Below are 19,658 nucleotides of genomic sequence, written 5' to 3' on the forward strand. Positions count from 1 at the left end.
GGATAATTCAAGTTATCTTTTCTTTTAGCAACGTTTCAATTATTTGGATACTTCGGGAGAAATGCATACATAGAGCCCCCAATGGTTTATTCTATTTTGAACAAATAAAAGTACCAAGCAGGATGTTAAAAGTCAAGGGAAAAACAATGAGCAATGAGAGAAGCTACTAACCTGAAAATTACACCGGCACCCCGCCGTCAAGAGAAACCCGATGTTATGTGAAAACAGTCCTTTAAACAGATTCCTTTGTCTATGGTCATCAGCCTTCGGAACGACCGAAACTACCCACAAAAAACAGTTAGAACCGCCGCCGTGTCCACACAAAACTAACTCACGCATCTCAAGCCCTCAGCTGAGCGCCGTAGCCATTAGCACACGACTAACGATTGGTAAAGTTAACCTCAATGGATAGATCTTGTCGGCGATACAAGCAGGTTCCATCTACACCCTCACAGACATAATAGAGTGCATAAGCAGGGACAGTGAGCTTGCCGCCCTCAGGTAATTCCTTACTCCGGATTTCAAACTCGATGTTACGAATCTCCAGGCTCACCGCCTTTTTAGGATTCGGGACTGTAAAGAACCGTGAACTAGTCTCCCACCCGTTCGAGGCGGACACCCAGAGTTCAAGTTGCCCAACCTCATTATTCCAGTGCGCCTTGTTGAACTGATTAGGCGCGAATCGCACATGAATTCTTGCAACCCCGCCGTCAGTCGCGGTTGACTTTACAACGACGTAGTCCACCTTAATGTACTGCCCCTGGTCTCTTACGATTCGGCCCTCCGGGTCAGGCTCGGCTTTTGTCTGCCCGCTGTTAGAGAAACTCCCCGGCTTCGCGATTTCAGCGCCACTGGGCTCGACTGTCAGTTCAACGGGTGTTTCACCACGCGCACTTATTTGCCGGCGTGCTTCAGAAACCCAATCATAAAACGGATAAGGTTTATCCAGGCGAGGTCCATACTGTTGAATTCGACGCCGCCAAATGTATTGATTTGGGTTGATGTCAAGTGCCGACGCCCAGTTCTCAACCGCTAATCGAAAATCCGACGCCTGCCGATGCGCGGAATCATGGCGCATTCGGTGAGCCACGCCAAGACGAAAGCGCGCTGGGCCATTCTCCGGCTCGGATTCAACCACACCATCATAGAGGCGGATAGCCTCGCCGATATCAGCGGCGTCTCCCCACAGCAACAGGCGATTAGCTCGCTCTGCCTTTTGGCTACCGCCATTTCGAGCGACAATTTCGCTGCTGTCGGATGCTTTATATTCAGTGTTCAAAAACGCTTCGAGGCCTTCGACATCGGAGCGCTGCGGGTTTATCGCACGAATGATGCCGAATTCATCAATAAAGAGCGTAATGGGAACCACTTCGACGCCCAGCAGATTTAAACCGTCGACCATGATCGGCCATCCCATCTGCTTCCATTGCATAAACAAACGAGCACGATCCGGATGCTGCTCCTGAATGATACCAACCATTTGCACTTTACCGTCGCTCTGCAGAGATTTTGTCGCCTCGTGCCACCCGGGCACGTGAATTCTACAGCCCGCTCACCATGAGGCAAAGATGTGCAAGATCAGCTTCTGACCGCTATAGTTTCCGATTGAATCTGCAACACCCGCATGTAGAGATGGTAACGGGAGATTCGGAAATGCATCGCCGACTTTAAACTTTGGTTGGGCCTTTGCGTTTTGTGGGACGACAAGGATTAGGATAGCAACAAATAAAAAGGTCAAGTTCTGCCTCATGATCGATCCTCGCTTTGGAAATAAGGACACAGAGTACACAGAAGAGTCAGCAGTCATGGAGTCGTTTCGTAGAAAACGACAAATCGCGGAATCTCTATGGCTACAGTCAACTTTCTGCCTGTGGAGCTACCAAATAAACTCCCAATGTCCAATTAATGCTCATTGACAATTTTCATAAGAGGTATAAACATAGTATTTAACTGCCAATAGATCAATGAACAATTAACAGTGATCAATTAGCAATAAACAATGACCAATGATCTGGATTTTATTTACTTGGGCTCCTCGTTTTAATTCAATAGTAAAAAGTTTCTCAAATTTTAAGAGGGCAAAGCGATCAATTTAAGATTCTATGGATTTTGAGCCACGGACTTATATCCAACTTGCCGGTTCTGGAGGCCATTGATCTTATTGAATTGATACGATAGTTGCATGCCGTATTCATCCGGTTTTAGAAATGCTTTTGGATCAAGTAACCCTCGCCTTCGAAACATCAGAGGCGGATTGACGATATCATATTTTAGTAACAGGGTACCAAACGCGCCCTCCTGGGCCAGCAAATTGCGTTTATTCGTGTGCGCCACAGTCAAGGCGGCTCTGGTTAATAAGCTGGTTTCCCCCACCTGAGCCCCGACGATGATAGGTAGTGCAAGTTCTCCAGCCATCCTGGCAATTTCCAACGAGCGTAGCAAGCCCCCCATTTTGGAAATTCGAATGTTAATAATGAAAGATGGTGCAATTTTTTGGATAGAATCGAAATGCGATTTATTTAGAAAACTCTCATCTAAAATGATTTTTGTCTGCGTGCCCTCGGCTACTTTACTCAGTTGCTCAAACTGCATCGCAGCTAAGGGCTCCTCGATGCCAAGTAACCGGATTCCAAATTGCTTGAAATAATCAATGGCTGTGCCGCTGTCCTGCCAGATGTTATTGGCATCGACCCTGAGTTTTAGATTTCCTTTTCCCAATTCCTGAAGGAGTGCAATTTTTTTGACGTCATCAGATAGATCTCCGGAGATTTTCAGCTTAAATTCCTGGAAACCCATAGCCAGATATTGTTTTACCTGCAATACGAACTTGTCCCAGGAGGCATTTCCCAGCACGGCAGTATAGCGAAAGTCTCCATTTAGTTGTGGCAAACCTAGTATTTTTTCTAAGGATTGTTTGTTTTCTTTGGCCAACAGATCTAACAGGGCAAGTTCAATAGCACACCAGGCGGCAGGGTTATTGTCGATGAGAGCTTCATTATCCCGCACAAAGTCTTGTAAAGATTCAAGAGAATGGATCTTGCCAATTAATATCTCCCGGTGGGTTTCAAAAAAGGCAGTGGCGGATTCGACGGTTTCATGAGTGACATACTCCCTTGGACACCCTTCCCCTAATCCGATATTGCCGCTTGCTGATTTGGCCACTACCAGGATGGATTGGGTCATTTCCCGTTCAGCACTGCTGTGCTTAAAACTTACTTTAAAGGGGATGTTGAGCTTAATTAAGGAAAGTTCGGTAAGTGTCATGTACCTTATTCCATTATATGCGCATGGAAATCAAAAAGGATGTCTTTCTTATATTGTAGTACGATTGTTTTGAACTGGCCTTCCCGCTGGCCTCCCTGCAAGCATGCTGTCTTAAATCGCTCAAAGGTTCCCTGGCGCAAGGAAAAAACATTTATCGGTTTTAGCCGGTTACTCTCGCGCTTGACCTGGTACTCTAAGTTTAACAGGCCAAGCTGCTCATCTAAATATGCAGAGATTTTGTTATCATCGATTGCCGTTTTGTCGCCTAATTCGAAATATAGTTCATAACCTGAAGACACTTGGTTAGCCAGCATTTGATAAAACCGAAAATGGCAACCGAATGTTTGTTCCGCTTTTTGCATTGCCAGAATCACCTGGCTTTCGTACAACTTTTCTCCGGTAATATTGGTGACCCCCTTCCCCTTCTGCACAAACTTTAAAGTGGGTGTATTCTGGAATTTGCCGGTCACCGTGACGATATCATTCATGTCATATCGATACAGGCCGGCTTTCGTGGTCACGACCAGGTAATATTCCTGGTCGTGTTCAAGTTGTTCGATGGTTAAGAACACTTTATCATTTTGTTCCCATTTTTCCTTTTCTACAAATTCAAAAAAGTTTTCCCGGATGGTCGGCAGACCGGCATTTGTTGCCAGATCGATAGTGATGGTCCCCCGGAATTCGCTGGACATATATCCCAGTTCAACCACTTCGGCATCCCGGGGAAACTTTGGCAAAAGACTACTCAGGGCAATGCCACAGCTGCCACCTGTCCAGGTCGTAACGATCTTTAAGTAAGGCCACACCTGTGAAAAACCAACAGACTCAATAGAGCTAAATATCTCCGCCAGCTCAGCAGCTCGCTTTGGATTTGGCTTGACACTTTGTTTGAGCTTCGACGCTATGGCCGGTGCCATTTTGTCTAAAAAGGCAATGGTCCCGCTTTTGATATCCTGCAGCAGCAAGTCCTGCTGTTCGTTCATCACTTCCAGCAGACGGTGAAAGGTGGAAGGATTGGCGCTTGCCAGATAGGTGATGTCCTTCTGTGCCAGGGCGAGTCGCATGATGGTGTAGTATTTGGTGTCGTAATCTTTGATCTCAAAAACCTCCGCAGGCAAAACATACTTGCCGCGGATGATTTTGGGCATGGTTTTGTAAATCAGTCCCGACGCCGAACCGAAGGGAATTCCGCTTTCCCGGGTACCCTCATTGGCCGGACTTACAATGCCCAGTAATTTGCCATAGAATGCCTCGGGCTTAATTCTATATTGCACATAAGAAAAAATCCGTTGACTTTTTCGCAAGTTCGATATGGTTTCCTCCATCACAGGTATGTATTTTGGCTTTCCTGTGGTCCCGCTGGTCTCGTTATACATAATAGGCATGTCGGCGTGGATAACGGATTCCCCGGTCTTCTCCTGTTCCTCGAAGTAAGGTCTCAACTGCTCATAATCATGTACCGGGACAAACTCTTTGAACTGCGCGTAATTCTTAATCTTTTCAAAAGAATGCTCTTTTCCGAAACGGGTATTCCTGTTCTGTTGCAGAATTTTGTGAAGCAGATTTTCCTGAACCTTCCAGGGTTCGCGTGCGCTGCGCACATACGGTGCATAATACCGAAAGCGAATATGAATCATCCGCAGCTTTAATAACCCATTCATCGCGATATCCCTGTACTTGAGAAGGGGGAGGGCTTGACTATCAATGTTGCCGGCAAACGGGGTCCTAAGTTGGGATTTAAAATCCAAGGGGTAGTCTTTATTAAACAAACCTAGTTCACCGACCAAACGGTCCCTCGGGAAGAAATATGTCCCGAAAAGGATATCCCAAATGATGATATTATTGCCATAATTGGCATTTGATTCTTCAATCAAGCGCGAATGGTGCCAGCGGTGCAGCTCTGCGCTGCTGATGATGTAATTCAGAAATCCAAATCGCAGCTCGATATTACAGTGTTGAAAGAAGCCATTTACAGCGTAAAAAACGAAATAGAGTGCCACTACCTCTTCCCGCACACCCAAAACAATGAAGGGCAGGGCGTCGGCCAGGAATTGTAAGCTTTTTTCGATCGGATGGAATCGACCAACATTTAACCAGTAAAGTTTCTTGGGCGAATGGTGAACCGCGTGAAGTCTCCATAAGGTATTATTTTCATGCGAAAACTTGTGCAGCCAATAGCGAAAAAAATCAGCAATTAATACCATGAGAACTGCTTGTACGCCAATTGGCCAGGCATGGGGCCAGAATCCAGTCAATCCTAAACTATAGTAAGCTATTATTTTTATGATAGAAATGGCAACCAGAAAAGCCAGTAACTTCGGCAGAATCATCTGCACGGTTACCATAAATAACATATCGTTGCCAACATCGTTCTTATTGGCTATCCAACTTTTGATATGCGGGTTATAAAGTTCCAGGAAAGTAATCGATGCTGCACCAACGATAACCGGTATGTAAGTATAGGCAAGTAAAGCAAATCCCAGGCCTCTGAAGGTCATAAACAGGCCGATACAAACAAGCATGACCACCGGATAAGCGGTCCATGTCAAGGCATTTTTGATTGTTAAAGTAGGCATGTCTTCAACAAAGCATTGAATTGACTGATTTTAGTTTAGCTATTTTATGATGGTACCAACCAACAAGAAGTAAGAATATGGCCAAAAGGTAATGAAACGCGGTTGATAGATAATTGCTAAACCAGCGGGATTCTGTATACACCGTTAGTCCAAGCGTCATACGCAATACCATCGAAAAAAAGTAAATACTCCCGATAATTAAGATGAAAACACCAGTTCTTTTTGACGGCCGCACTTGTTTCCGGGAGAATCTCAACGCGGTTTTCGCCATGAAGAACAGAATCACTATCTGAAAAAAAGCCAGCAGGCCATACGGCATAGTGGCACTGTGCCAATCTTCAAAAGCCGGGAGAAAAGTAGTGTCGACTACCGACGCAGTCAGTTGGGCGAGAACTCGCAGGCAAAAGAGCGCAGATAGAAACCATAAGATAGCACTAATTTTTTGTGAGTCCATAGTTTTCGGGATTCAATCACTACTTATATTCTTATCAAAGGGCATCTTCAATAGGAAGAGAATATTTTCATCTGGCGTACCGTCAAGAAAATCTAAGCCATACCTTACTTTTTTGGGGTCATCGTAGACCATTGTTCCAAAAATACGATCCCAAATTGAGAACATATTGCCAAAGTTGGCATCAGTCCATGGCAGCTTAAAGTGATGATGAAATTTGTGCATATTGGGCGTTATAAAAATCCAACTTAGGGATTTATCCAACCAGTTTGGCATCGATATATTTGCATGGGTGACATACGTGAAGAAGATGGTGCATATTCTAAAAAAGAAGTAGAATGCGATGGGAGCACCAATAAGAATTATGGCGACCAAGGCAAATAATTCACGCAGAATATAGTCACCTGGATGATGACGAGTGCCGGTGGTAGCATCCACTTTCGTGTCACTATGATGAACCATATGAAGCTTCCACAGCCATTTTATCCTGTGCATAAGATAATGGACGAAATACTGTGCTACCAGCTCCAATAGTAAAACGGCGATGAGCAATTCAGCCCAGATAGGCAGATCAATAATAAACAATAATCCAATTTCATTCTGCTGGACCCACTCAAATACGCCCACGGTAGCAATTCCGAAAATAAGGTTGATGATTCCTATGCCCAAAAAAAATACTAAATTAACCCCACCATGTTTCCATTTTTGATAATCAAATTGAAATAGTGGATAGTTACCCTCGAGTAACCAACAAAAGATTAAACAACCTAAAACCCAGACAAACTTCTGCCATACCGGCATCTGCTCGAAGAAAATTAAGAAGGAGTCCATGATTCAAACTTATTTAGGTGAACAACGTTTCACCCAATGAATTTACTCCATTGTTAGAAGTATCAAAGATATTCAACTGTTTTCAAATTAAATGATTAGAATGTAGAATACAACTTTTTGCTATGCAACCAACGTGTCCTATTCATACCGGCAAGCCAATTTTCTTCAAGAACTTAGTATACTTGGCGTCTTTAACCATTTGTTCGGGAGATGGCCAGATATTCTTGTAAACTACCCATTAGGCTCGCTCTTCAAAAATTTTATCAAAATACTGAAATGCAGCATCCGAATTATTCAAGTTAACCTGCGCCCAACCAAAATACGTTATCTGAATATAAAACGATATGAACCTCACCCGGCCTGTACAAACAAGCATGATCACCGGATAAGCGGCCAAAATCAAGGCATTGTTAATTATTAAAGTACACATATCTTGAAGAAAGAATATAATTGTTTGATTTTGGTTTACTCATTTTATGATGATACCAGCCAACAAGAATTAAGTATAGCACCAAAACGTAATGAAATGCAGTTGATAAATAATTGCTAAACCAGAAGGCTTCTGCATACAACGTTAGCCCAAGAACCATACGAAATACCATCGCGAAAAAGTAAATACTCCCAATAATTAAGATAAAAACACCCGTTCTTTTTGAGGCCACCACTTGTTTCCGGAATAACAGCTTTTGTTCCATTCGATAACTTCATTCACCATAATATATTTAAAGTTTTCTACTTTTCCAAACAAAATTTAGATTGATATTTTGAGTTCTCATACCTAGCAGTTTAAGAAAGGTCAGAAAAGTTAATTGAACAACAGGCAATGACCAATAAACAATAATAAACAACAATGATCCCGAACCTTTGTTGTGTAAATTGATGAAAGCGTAAACGGTAGAAACCTACAGTACATAAGCTAACCAGGGTGGCGGCTGGCGATGTCCATTTAACGCTCAACCGCCGCTCCAGTTTAGTCATTTGTTATACGGGATTTATGGAATCATTTAACCTTCATTGTGAAGTACCATCTATCGCAGCATCTCAGCAATCTTTGGGCGAGTCGCCATAATCTGCTCGTAGTTCAGTTCCAATCCCAGGGGCTTAAGGGCAGCTCCGAGGCCATCGTAGATACCTTTGACAGCATCGAAAGGACTTGCAACGGATTCCAACGCAGTGCTTCCAGCATTATTTCTTGCATTTTTGTCAGCGCTATTCTCCAGCAGAATCTTTACGATTTCGGTGCGGCAGAAAAAAGCGGCGGTGATAAGTGCAGTTGATCCTTCGTTGTTTTTGTAGTTCACATCGGCCCCGGCTTCGATCAACGCTCTAGCCACTTCAGTCTTACCAATACCACCGCCGTGATCAGGGGACTGGACCCTCGTGTCGGTTCTTTTTCATTCAGGTTTGAACCGGCCTTAATGTGCTGCCGAATGGCTTCAAGATTTCCCTGAATGGCTGCCACGTGGAGGCCTACGATTCGGAGCTGAGTTGTCCTGGTTTCCGCAACCGGCACCGGTAAGGAGTGTGACTACCAGCATTGCTGTCGTTACTGTTTTCATTGCTATTTCCTTTCTTTTAATTGATATTTTTGATTTGATGACTTTTCTATAAAAAGTAATGATCAAATTACTTGCTGCATAGGTTGAAACTGTCAAAATAAGAAACTTTAATAGTGAAGGAATTTCAGGTGTTAAGCATCGTTAATGCTATACAACCCAGAACTATCGTGTGAATAATATAAACATTAAAAGAATTATTGTTGAGTTCTTTGCTGATTCTTCCTTGTTTATTCAGATAAACTCTGAAAGTATTTATCATCACATATAACAAACAGACCACCTTCATAATGCCAACCTTTGTTTGCGGCAAAAAGCTAATCATCTTATATCCTTATATATAATTTGATGAACTCTTCGGAATTGTTTACATTACGTCAAAGGCAAAATAAAAAGGATATTTAGTGCAAAATATGCGTTTTTATGACAGCCTAATTGTAATTCCCGGATGAACTTCGACCAAAAGCATGCATCATTATGAAAAGAGCCGATTTATGAAATACAAAAAATTGCTATTTTTGGTTTTCATCCTATCCTTTACTGCCGCATCGTATGCAGATATAATCCCCAAAGACTTGCTTAACAGAAAGTTTGAACCCATCGTTGTAAAAGCTAATTCCATGCAGGCCTTGTGGGGGCTTTCCATTTCTCAACTTTTCCTTTATGCCTACGATGCGGACTTGGCTGCCTGGCGGATTGTTCCATTTCAAATCGATGAACGCAACAATACCACCGGCTCCTATCATGAAGTGGATGATGGGATATTGGATTCAAATGAAGAAATAGTTTTTATGTTGAAGTCATTGGGAGACAAAGTTCCGGTTGATTTATGGCGGCAAGATACCGATCTGACCCGAATTTGCATCGAAGTAGTTGACACGCTGCGCAACCAGAAGGGATGGGTTTACCTTTACCATTCTGCATCTATAGATGATTTTGTTTTTGAAGATTACATGGCTTATGATGCGGAGAATGACAAAGTCTTATCCAAATATTATGAAGTCGGTTTTGATCCGGGTTTTGGATTACCCACAAATTATACGATTACGGAAATGGGCGGGGGTACGAATGTAGATATCCTCGATCGCTTCAAAGTTCGGATATTGGTTGATAGTGACATTGGTAAGATTCCTATTAATGAAGATAATATTAAGATGCAGGAAATTCTGCCATTTTTTAATTCGAAAGTCCGGTTCCGTCGCAACATGGTTGTTAAAATTGAACTAAAGGTGACATTTGGATTCATTACTATTCCCATCGAACTGGGCCCTTATGAATTCCCAATTGATTTTTACCCGTATTGCATGCGAGGCGTTTTTGAAATTCCGCTAAAATTTGATGATGCTCCAATCGATGTTAATCCTAAGATTAAATCAATGCGGACATCAAACGATTACGGTATCAATTCAATTGGCATGTATTTTTATAATTTCTTCAATTCAAGCCAGCAAACAGCAAATCTTATCGATGGGATTGGCACCAACACTGGCATAGACAGGACACTTGTTGTGCCTGGTTATAATTGGATGATGGTAACCGGGGCGCCAGGGACAGTGCTAAATATAAACTTTGTATCTGATATCGGCGATAGCCAGGAACTCTATTTTTGGGATAGCTTTACCGGTGGAAGAATGGATGGTGTGGTAGGAATCGGCGATACAAGAACCCAGGGCGATTCCGGGATATTAATTAGCGGAAACAACATTACCGGGTCGTTTATTCTTGGGTTAACGACTTACTTTTTGCCCCCTATTGAAAATATTGTTTTGTCTAAAAGCTCGGGCTCATTTTTAGCTACACCCATGGAACTTGGCGAAACTTTACAAGCCAATGTTGCGAGTCCACCGGTAGTGAATAGTATAACCGAACAAATACCCCTGGCGGTTGAGCTTGCCGATTTTTACGCTATTGCATCCAAACGAGATATCCAACTCCATTGGCGCACGGTGAGCGAAACCAATAACATTGGGTTTGAATTGCAAAGGAAATCCGAAAGTGTTTCTTATATTGACATCGCTTTTATTCCAGGGCAAGGAACCATTACCCAGCCACATGATTATTCTTTTACGGATTTTGAAGTTTCGGGAGGGAAATACTTTTACCGACTCAAACAAATTGACAACAATGGCTCCTTCATGTATTCCGATGAGATAGAAGTGATCCTTGCAATACCAACAGATTTTGCTCTTTTGCAAAATTACCCCAATCCTTTTAATCCCACGACTACCCTGGAATTCGAGTTAGCTACTGATGGACCCGTTAAATTAAATATTTATAATCTCGCCGGCCAATTCATGACAACCGCGTTCAATCAACAAAAGCCGGCTGGCCGTTATCGTGTCCAAATAAATGCTGAAAATTGGCCATCCGGAATCTATTTCGCCAGATTGCGTGCAGGCGGCAAGGTACTAACCCGTAAAATGCTACTATTGGAATGAAATATCGGGAATTAGTGTTGAGTATTTGGAGTTAAAATCGCTAATGCGTGTAATCATCACAGGTGCAACAGGTTTCATTGGTCGTGCTCTCACAGAACGTCTTCTCCTTCATTCTCATGAAGTGATTGCTCTCACAAGAAATCTCAAAAGTGCCAAAAAGATTTTCGATCCGCAAGTAATCACTGTTGAGTGGGATGGCAAGTCCACAACCGGTTGGCAAACTTATGTAGATAAAACAGATGCAATCGTCAATCTTTCCGGACGGAATATCGGTAAAAGTTTATGGACCAAATCGGTAAAAGAAGAATTGCTGCAAAGCCGGTTAAATGCAGGTCTGGCTGTTAGCAATGCAATAAGAGATGCAAAACAAAAGCCAAAGGTTTTGGTGCAGGCTTCTGCGATTGGATATTATGGTTCAAGAGAAGATGAGGAACTTACCGAAAATTCTTCAACGGGCGAAGGTTTTTTGGCGGCGCTCACACAGGAATGGGAAAATTCAACAAAAGATGTCGAAGAGCTTGGGGTTCGCCGAGTTTGTATTCGTACAGGGCTTGTTCTGGGTTCCGGGGGTGGAGTACTGCCAAAGTTAATGCTGCCTTTTCGATTTTTTGTCGGCGGGCCTTCTGGCAGTGGCAGGCAATGGCTTTCCTGGATCCACCTCGAAGATGAGGTCAATATTATTCTCCGGATTTTAGAAGAAGATCAGTTTTCTGGGATTTACAATCTAACCGCACCAAACCCGGAAACCATGCGGAATTTCTGTAAGCATCTTGGTAAAGCCATGAGACGTCCATCATGGTTGCCGGTTCCGGCTTTTTTGCTGAAAGGAATAATGGGAGAAATGGCAGATGAAACCATCCTGACTAACCAAAAAGTAATTCCTAAAAGGCTTTTGGATGCCGGTTTTTCTTTTCAATTCGGGGAAGTTGGCAAGGCGTTGAATTCGATACTACACTAATTAATCAGCCATTTTATTTCAGCAGACCTGTAATTGATATATTTATTTTGTCAATGGTTTTTCTATTTTGTCCCGAGGGGATTTTTATTTTTTTTTGAGGTAAAGTCATTCGCTATTAATATTTTGTCCCTATCGGGACATTCACTGTTATAGTCTAAGTAAGTACACTTGAGCAAACCTGAATTTAACCATCAATCTACAATGATAATTTGCAATAAATAATTTGTTGTACAAACTAAAAAACTTTCCTAAATTAGATCGTTGCGGAAATTAACGAAGTGGTTTCCACAATATTTCCTTCGTGTCTGAGACCTCCATGTTTAATCAATCTTGGCTTGTGAAAAGGTTATAATTTTCTAACTAAATCTATTGGATTTCTCATTAATTATTTTCTAACTTTGTCGAATAAAATAACCAACTTTCTCTTAAATCATAGAAAGTCGGTTTTTCTGTTACTCTTATTATGTTCACAAAATTTTTATGAGGAACTCAATAAATGGCAACAACGATAACCCTGATTCTCGGTGACGGAATTGGAAGGGAAGTCAGTGAAGCTGCGCAACAAGTAATCGAAGCCGTTGGGGTGGATATTAATTGGGAAATTCAAGAGGCAGGTGCAGATATCATGAATCGATATAATAAGGCATTGCCTCGGGAAACTGTGGAATCTATTGTTAAAAATAAAATTGCACTTAAAGGGCCGACCGCGACGCCAATCGGTTCCGGGTTTAAATCAGTGAATGTGGGACTCCGTAAAACATTGGATTTGTATGCAAATTTTCGCCGCGCCAAAACAGTAAATGGCATTCCATCTCGCTATCAAAGATGTAGATCTAATTGTAGTTCGTGAAAATACGGAAGGCTTGTACAGCGGGCTTGAGCACATTGTTATTCCCGGCGTCGTCGAAAGTCTTCGTATCATTACGGAAGCCGGATCCGATCGGATTGTTCGATTTGCTTTTGAAACAGCTCAAAAATACAAGAGGAAAAAAGTAACGGCTGTTCATAAAGCAAATATTTTAAAATTGAGTGATGGCTTATTTCTTGAGGTCGCCCGAAAGGTTGCCAGGGAATTTCCGGATATTGAATATGATGAAACAATTGTCGATGCGACTGCAATGGGATTAGTGCTGGATCCCAGCAAATTTGATGTGCTGGTTATGGAAAATTTATTCGGCGATATTATTTCGGATTTAACCAGCGGATTAATCGGTGGTATGGGAATGGCGCCCAGCGCTAACATTGGTGAAAAATATGCAGTTTTTGAAGCTGTACATGGCTCCGCGCCCGATATCGCCGGAAAGAATTTAGCCAATCCGACGGCCTTAATTCTAAGCGGGGCTTTAATGTTAAATTACCTCGGTGAAGAAGATGCTGCGAATAGAATAGAAAAAGCCGTTAATCAAGTGATCAATAAGGGGATTTCATTAACTCCTGACCTGGGTGGCTCCGGAACGACTACAGAGTTTACACAAGCTTTGATCGAACATCTATAAAAACCATCTTTTAAAAAGGGTCATCATAAAGATGGAAAGGATGGTCTTAAAGCTAGGCCTATTTTTGAAGAATAATTACGATACATAAACTATCCATGATCCTTAATTAATTATTAATCCTCTACGAGGATTTGAAAACCTTGATCAACCCCATATCTACAAAAATAAAACCTCTACGAGGTTATTTATGATCTGTTTATAACTTAACTTATAAGAAATGCGCTATCCACAGATTTGAGTTAATTAACTTCGTTTAGGATAGATTTATAAGATCTCGCATAACTAAAAAGCTTAGGAAGCAGCCATTTGAATTGATCTGATTATCCTATAGTTAAATTTTAGGTGGAAATTAGTTGGTTTGGCCGGAAGAAACGTCGTCGTCGCTAAATATTTCTGCAGAGAATCGATAGATATTCGTTCCCGATTCTTTCCATGCGCCAACAGGAAGGTCAGCTTTGATGCAAGTTTGGTCGAGAAAAGTTTCTGCATTCCAATGAAATCGGGGCGCCACTTGTGGTAAAAGCAAGCCTTGCTGTAGTTTGGTTTTGAGGTAAATCCCATGTTTCCCAATCTCAATGTCCTTCGAACCTTCGACTAGCTCCAAGGGAGATAAAACGGAGATTTCAATCTTCAGAGTCGGTAAATCTTTTTTTCGAATATTACGAAAACGCGGATCTTTAAAGGCGGCAGATTCTGCCGCTTGTACTATAGAATTATATAAATAATTTTCTGACTCTATAAATCCGATACACCCTGCAAGCTGATCTTGGTTGTATAACGAGACAAACACCCCAGCTTTTTGATGAAAAGTTTCGGATTCTGGTACCTCGAAAACAAATTCTGTGTTTTCACATTTAGCTGCGATTGAGCCATGTGCAAGATCTAAAAGTTCTATCATCTCTTCAAGGGTCAGGCGCATGAATATAGAACCCTTTTAAGGCAAGTTACTACATGATTTTTTTTCTTAAAATTCAACAATTTCTTTACCATTACTGCAAGGAAACAAAAAATGGTATTTAGGTTATCCTTTATGAATCGCCGCAGAAAGATAACCTACCACAGCGGAATGGTCTCCAGTGATATTTCCGGAATGTTGATAAAGAAGAACTTCAGATTTATTAGCGCCCCTTTTTTTTGCTGTATACATAGCCGCCACTATAGGCCCTGCTCCACAAGCTTCACTGGATTGAGATTCAATATCATCCCAGAGACCTTCGTAATCAAAAGCATTTATACGCGTGACTACTTTTTTGTCTTTGATTTCAGCATCAAGTGCAGGATAATAATGGGAAAGATCAGAGCTGGCAACGATTAATGTTTTTTGATGCCGAAAGACTTTCACCAGCGCTTCACCGAGAAGAATACAATTATCAAAAGTTTGATCGCCCATAATAATTGGAATTAGCTCAAAATCACCCAAAACTCTCTGGATGAACGGAAGTTGAACTTCCAGGGCATGTTCTTCATTGTGGCCTTCCCACGAAGCTATTATATTATCATTTTGTTCGATTAGTCGTTCGCAGTAGCTTGTAGCAATTTTTACATCTCTTAAAGGCGTTGAATAACCGAGAGCTGGTAAAACGGAAATACCTTTAAAATATTCCCTGTGGCTTGGGGCGATTATAACGACGTAATCAAATTCTTGATCCAATAGATGAATATATGCCGCTGCAGCAACCTGGCCTGAATACATATACCCGGCATGAGGTACAACAATCGCCATTAATTCTCCAATTATAGGTTTTTTCTCCAGGTTGTTTAAATAAAAATCAATTTGTTGCTTTAGCTCGGTAGGATCGTCGGGATAAAACATACCGGCAACGGCAGGGGGTCGAGTTTTGTTGAAATCAGTTAGCATTCTTTTTATTAGTAAAACAATTAAAATTTGCTTTTAATATTACTGTTAAACAGTACTCAATAATTCTTCCTTCTGCAAAAGAAATTATAAATTTTTATTCCTGATTTTGTAGTCTTCGACGCGCTTCGTAAAAAAGCAATCCCGCAGCTACAGAGGCATTCAGAGACGAGGTTTTGCCAAACATCGGAATTTTAACCAGGAAATCGCAGCTTTCTTTTACCAGCCGGCGTATGCCTTTCCCTTCACTTCCAATTACAATTGCCATTGGATAATTTGAGTCCAATTCCCAAATGGTTTTGGATACTTTTTCATCGCTGCCAATAATCCAAAAGCCATGTTTTTTTAAACTCTTTATTGACTGCGTTAGGTTAGTCACTCGTGCTATCGGCAGGTGATGAATCGCTCCTGCGGAAGTGCTGCTGACCACAGGAGACAATGGTGCAGATCGCCTTTGTGGCAAGACTAATCCGGAAAGCCCCGCCGCCTCTGCAGAACGAATTATGGCCCCCACATTGTGTGGATCTTCAATGCCATCCAATAAAGCAATGATCGGGGTGGATTTTTGAAGTTTTATTTTTGTCAAAAGCTCATCCAGGGTTAATAATGATACCGGGCTAATGTAAGCCAAAATGCCCTGGTGCTTTACAGTTTTTGCTTTTTTCGCAATTGCTTCAAAAGGAACAAACTGAACGACAATTTTTTGTTGTTTTGCGATAGCGATTATTTCGGAAATTTTACTTTTTTGTACCGTAATGGAAATTAAAATTTTTTCCAGGGTTTGGTTAGAATCAAGGGCGGACTTAATAGAATGTACCCCATAGATAATATGTTCACTCACTCAGGAAATATCTCTTTCATCCGTAATCCATCGAATCGGTTGAATAGCTGTTAATTCAATAGTTAAAAAATTAAAATTCATTTAAATATGAATTTCTTCAACGGTGTTACGCAAAACACCAATCTTTTCGATTGAAGCTTCTATCAGATCACCATCCTTCAACGGACTAATCCCTTCCGCTGTACCTGTAGAAATTACATCTCCGGGATAGAGTGTGAGGTACTGGGTAATAGATTGGATCAATTGAGGTATTTTGACGATCATTTGACCGGTATTCGATTTTTGTTTGATTTCACCGTTTATTGTAAGCTCTAAATCCAGATCAAAAGGAAAACTTAATTCTTTGGGTGTAACCATGCATGGTCCCATAGGGGCAAAAGTATCCATGTTTTTAGACAGGAACCATGGCTGCCCGGCTTTCTTAAAGTCTCTTTGTTTTTCCCTTGCCGTGATATCATTGAAAACCGTATAACCCGCAATATAATTTTCAAAATCATCCTGCTTCACCCGGTAAGCTTTTTTACTAATAATAACAGCCAATTCCAATTCATGATCAACTCGCCCAACACCCGGCGGAATATGAATTACTTCTTCCGGACCAATAACAATCGATCCGACTTTTCCAAAGAATAATGGTTCATCGGGTACTGCATGCCCGCCTTCGGCTGCATGGGCCAGGTAATTTAAGCCAACACATATTATTTTCCCGGGATTAGATAAGGGAGCCCTAATTGAAAATTCATCTTTAATAACAAACTGATCCCACAAATTATGAGTTTCAAGGTAATCAAAAACTCGAAGAATAAGCTCATCCGAAAAATCCGGCAAAGAAATTAAGTCTTGAATGGAACTCAACTTCACCATCATACGTTTCTTTTTAATGAAATTATACACTTGGAATGCATCGGTAAAATTGATTAGCCCTCGATCAATTTCAACGGCGATAATAAACTGGTCTGATGAGGATAATTGATAAAGCTTCATAAGCTATCTTCTAATTTAATAAATATTGATGAGTAGATGAATTTGGATTTACTCAGTCGGGAATGTGTTAAAACTAAAGAAACATTGTAAATTATTCAAGACTTATTTTGATCATCCTTTTAGTATATTAGGCTAATTTCATTATTAAATTTGCCTTTACTAAACAGCTTCTATAAATTTGTAAATAAATAAAATGCTAATCAACACTCAAGGTATTCAAAGTGGACTCTATTAATCGAATTAAACATTCGTTCCTCCTGTTTTTATCTTTAGTAACATTTTTTCCCTTGCAAGTATATTCATTTGACATTCCTCTAACAAGAATCCAGAAAGATTCCATCCGGCAACTTATTCGAGATTATAAATTAAAAACCATTAATAACCTAGGCGATCAACAGATCCTGAATCAAATAAGCAGCCTATATTTCCAGTTGGAAGATATGGATTCGGCTGGATTCTGGATCAATCTTTCTGATAAAATCGATAAGAATAACCCGGAAACAAAGTTCTGGAAAGGGCGAATCCATTTGTATAAAGGCGAGAGTTCGCTTATCCCGTTTGAAAGATTAAAAGAACTTTTTAAGCAAGACAACCATTCCAAAGCGATCCGAGAGTTTGAACAGGCAGTAAAACAAAAGGAGGACTATTGGGAAGCCCGTTATTTTCTTGGCAGAGCATATGTTGCAAAAGGCGGTGATTCAAATTATAACAAAGCCATAGAAACCTATAATACCTTGTTGACTTTAAAACCCGATTATTATGAGACACATTATGAGTTGGCAATTGCTTTGTACAAACTGAAGAAGTTTCAGGAAGCAATTCGGAATTTAAATTTTTATTCCGGTCAACATCCGGAAGATGCAAGGCCATTTATAAGAATGTCGGATATTCATAATGAAATGGGAAAAACCGAGAGCGCCAGCCGTTTGTTCATGCAGGGGATTGTAAGATTGAAAGATAAAGAAATGTTACAGTCTCTCTTTCTGGAAATCGAAGATCTTTCAAACAAGGCTGAAAAAGAAGAATTTGAAAGCCTTCCTAACAAAAAGAGAGGATTGTTTTTTCAGAAATTCTGGAAAAGAAGAGACCCCACACCGTTCACCGAGGAGAATGAGCGATATTCCGAACATTTTCGCCGGGTGCAACATGCACGTCTTGTCTTTTCGTATACCGTGCCGCCCTATTATGATGACCGTGGAAGGATTTATGTGAAGTATGGTAAACCGGATGTCCGATATACTTCAAGCATGTCAACCGCAGATGTAAAAGATAACGAATCCTGGTCTTACCAAAAAAGCATACGCAGGGGCTTAGTCTTCGATTTTGTTCAATTTGGCGCCCATTATCAATTGGTTCAAGATTTGACAGTAGCTTCAAAAGCGGGAGTTCCTTATAGTTTTAAACAATTGTTAGCGACCCAATTATACAGCGAACGAGCTCCTGATTTAGGTGGGGTTTATAACAAATTTAGCGCGAGCACCCGTTCAACAGATTTGATGGATTTTACTATCGAAAAAACAAATGCGGCTGATAAAGCTCCGTCAGAAGTTTTTAATTATGATTATAAAGCAGAGCCGCTGCCATTTACTGTCCGATATGCTCAATTTCGTGGCGATGAAGGTAAAACCAAGCTTGAAGTTTATCACACGATCATGGGTGAAAACCTGGGCATCAAACAAAGCAAAGAAAATGAATATTTGGCGACTATTCATAGTAATGTCGGGATATTCGATGAATTTTATTCAAGAGTGGATCAACAAAAAAATGAAATAAAATTACTCGGTACCTCCCTGGATCAAATTAAAGATGTAGCCAGCATCGATGAGGCAATATTTAACCTGGCTCCAAATAAATCCTATAGGGTTGTTATAGAATTAAAAAATCCCGAAGGAAATATGCTTGGGATTGGTAATTTGAATGTGCCCATAAAAAACTTTAATCTAGATTCCCTGCTCATTAGTGATATTGAATTGGCTGCAAAGGTAGAAAAAGCACAAAAAAAAGGCAGGTTTTATAAAGACAATTTATGGGTTTTGCCATACACCTTTTCAAAACTTGACAGGACAAAACCAATAATTATTTATTATGAAATCTATAATTTGAGAAAAAATGCTGATGGTGAAACTCAATATACAATTGATTATACAGTTAAATCCTTAACGAGAAAAGAGGGTGGAGTTAAAAAGTTTTTCAGATCAATTGGAAAAATATTTGGCGGAGACAAAAAACCAAGCGTAACTTCAACATATGAGCGGCAAGGGAATTCATCTGTTGAAAAGGAATATATTTCATTGGATGTTGGTAAAATGCCCCTGGGGGTTATTGAACTTTCCGTTACAGTATTCGATAAAATATCTAATCAGACCCGAAAGTCTACAACGAGTTTAGAAATTATTTAATTGGAGCTC

Annotated in this window: 13 protein-coding genes and 1 pseudogene; 4 read left to right on the forward strand and 10 right to left on the reverse strand. The window is 40.9% G+C overall.

Annotated elements, in window-relative coordinates:
* Positions 1-379 precede the first annotated feature (379 nt).
* The 6 genes from IIC38_02555 to IIC38_02580 all read right to left on the reverse strand — a co-directional run bounded on the left by IIC38_02555 (position 380) and on the right by IIC38_02580 (position 8,444).
* Positions 380-1,480 carry a hypothetical protein gene (locus IIC38_02555; GenBank protein ID MCH8124829.1) on the reverse strand — a complete coding sequence of 367 codons (1,101 nt, stop codon included), beginning with the start codon at positions 1,478-1,480 and terminating at the stop codon, positions 380-382.
* 72 nt (positions 1,481-1,552) lie between these two features.
* On the reverse strand, positions 1,553-1,750 hold the full coding sequence (locus tag IIC38_02560; protein ID MCH8124830.1) for a hypothetical protein: 198 nt from the start codon (positions 1,748-1,750) through the stop codon (positions 1,553-1,555).
* A gap of 350 nt (positions 1,751-2,100) precedes the next feature.
* Entirely contained in the window at positions 2,101-3,264 is a 1,164-nt protein-coding gene (locus IIC38_02565) for a hypothetical protein (GenBank protein MCH8124831.1), read from the reverse strand.
* Positions 3,265-3,269: 5 nt separating this feature from the next.
* The gene (locus tag IIC38_02570) at positions 3,270-5,840 is read right to left on the reverse strand and encodes a GH3 auxin-responsive promoter family protein (protein ID MCH8124832.1); all 2,571 of its coding nucleotides are present in this window, start codon (positions 5,838-5,840) and stop codon (positions 3,270-3,272) included.
* A 466-nt stretch (positions 5,841-6,306) separates the two neighbouring features.
* The gene (locus IIC38_02575; protein ID MCH8124833.1) at positions 6,307-7,122 is read right to left on the reverse strand and encodes a sterol desaturase family protein; all 816 of its coding nucleotides are present in this window, start codon (positions 7,120-7,122) and stop codon (positions 6,307-6,309) included.
* A 1,028-nt stretch (positions 7,123-8,150) separates the two neighbouring features.
* The gene (locus tag IIC38_02580; GenBank protein ID MCH8124834.1) at positions 8,151-8,444 is read right to left on the reverse strand and encodes an ankyrin repeat domain-containing protein; all 294 of its coding nucleotides are present in this window, start codon (positions 8,442-8,444) and stop codon (positions 8,151-8,153) included.
* Between the two features lie 728 nt (positions 8,445-9,172).
* On the opposite strand from IIC38_02580, the gene IIC38_02585 reads away from it, so the two are divergent.
* From IIC38_02585 to IIC38_02595, 3 genes and pseudogenes are all read left to right on the forward strand, one after another.
* Complete coding sequence (locus IIC38_02585) at positions 9,173-11,116, forward strand: T9SS type A sorting domain-containing protein (GenBank protein ID MCH8124835.1); 1,944 nt, start codon at positions 9,173-9,175, stop codon at positions 11,114-11,116.
* 43 nt (positions 11,117-11,159) lie between these two features.
* Complete coding sequence (locus IIC38_02590) at positions 11,160-12,074, forward strand: TIGR01777 family protein (GenBank protein ID MCH8124836.1); 915 nt, start codon at positions 11,160-11,162, stop codon at positions 12,072-12,074.
* Positions 12,075-12,570: 496 nt separating this feature from the next.
* Positions 12,571-13,570, forward strand: a pseudogene (locus tag IIC38_02595) (isocitrate/isopropylmalate dehydrogenase family protein).
* A gap of 349 nt (positions 13,571-13,919) precedes the next feature.
* On the opposite strand, the gene amrA reads toward IIC38_02595, so the two are convergent.
* The 4 genes from amrA to IIC38_02615 all read right to left on the reverse strand — a co-directional run bounded on the left by amrA (position 13,920) and on the right by IIC38_02615 (position 17,130).
* A complete protein-coding gene (gene amrA, locus IIC38_02600; GenBank protein MCH8124837.1) occupies positions 13,920-14,489 on the reverse strand; it encodes an AmmeMemoRadiSam system protein A in 570 nt (189 codons plus the stop codon).
* A gap of 102 nt (positions 14,490-14,591) precedes the next feature.
* A complete protein-coding gene (amrB, locus tag IIC38_02605) occupies positions 14,592-15,428 on the reverse strand; it encodes an AmmeMemoRadiSam system protein B (protein ID MCH8124838.1) in 837 nt (278 codons plus the stop codon).
* Positions 15,429-15,522: 94 nt separating this feature from the next.
* Complete coding sequence (gene rlmB, locus IIC38_02610) at positions 15,523-16,266, reverse strand: 23S rRNA (guanosine(2251)-2'-O)-methyltransferase RlmB (protein ID MCH8124839.1); 744 nt, start codon at positions 16,264-16,266, stop codon at positions 15,523-15,525.
* An 81-nt stretch (positions 16,267-16,347) separates the two neighbouring features.
* A complete protein-coding gene (locus tag IIC38_02615; GenBank protein ID MCH8124840.1) occupies positions 16,348-17,130 on the reverse strand; it encodes a fumarylacetoacetate hydrolase family protein in 783 nt (260 codons plus the stop codon).
* Between the two features lie 341 nt (positions 17,131-17,471).
* On the opposite strand from IIC38_02615, the gene IIC38_02620 reads away from it, so the two are divergent.
* The gene (locus IIC38_02620) at positions 17,472-19,649 is read left to right on the forward strand and encodes a GWxTD domain-containing protein (protein ID MCH8124841.1); all 2,178 of its coding nucleotides are present in this window, start codon (positions 17,472-17,474) and stop codon (positions 19,647-19,649) included.
* Positions 19,650-19,658 lie beyond the last annotated feature (9 nt).

The organism is candidate division KSB1 bacterium, from assembly GCA_022566355.1.
Lineage (GTDB): Bacteria > Zhuqueibacterota > JdFR-76 > JdFR-76 > DREG01 > JADFJB01.

Coding starts and splice junctions, on each gene's coding strand:
- IIC38_02555 (MCH8124829.1), bottom strand. CDS start 1,480: ATGGTTGGTATCATTCAGGAGCAGCATCCGGATCGTGCTCGTTTGTTT.
- IIC38_02560 (MCH8124830.1), bottom strand. CDS start 1,750: ATGAGGCAGAACTTGACCTTTTTATTTGTTGCTATCCTAATCCTTGTC.
- IIC38_02565 (MCH8124831.1), bottom strand. CDS start 3,264: ATGACACTTACCGAACTTTCCTTAATTAAGCTCAACATCCCCTTTAAA.
- IIC38_02570 (MCH8124832.1), bottom strand. CDS start 5,840: ATGCCTACTTTAACAATCAAAAATGCCTTGACATGGACCGCTTATCCG.
- IIC38_02575 (MCH8124833.1), bottom strand. CDS start 7,122: ATGGACTCCTTCTTAATTTTCTTCGAGCAGATGCCGGTATGGCAGAAG.
- IIC38_02585 (MCH8124835.1), top strand. CDS start 9,173: ATGAAATACAAAAAATTGCTATTTTTGGTTTTCATCCTATCCTTTACT.
- IIC38_02590 (MCH8124836.1), top strand. CDS start 11,160: ATGCGTGTAATCATCACAGGTGCAACAGGTTTCATTGGTCGTGCTCTC.
- amrA (MCH8124837.1), bottom strand. CDS start 14,489: ATGCGCCTGACCCTTGAAGAGATGATAGAACTTTTAGATCTTGCACAT.
- amrB (MCH8124838.1), bottom strand. CDS start 15,428: ATGCTAACTGATTTCAACAAAACTCGACCCCCTGCCGTTGCCGGTATG.
- IIC38_02615 (MCH8124840.1), bottom strand. CDS start 17,130: ATGGTGAAGTTGAGTTCCATTCAAGACTTAATTTCTTTGCCGGATTTT.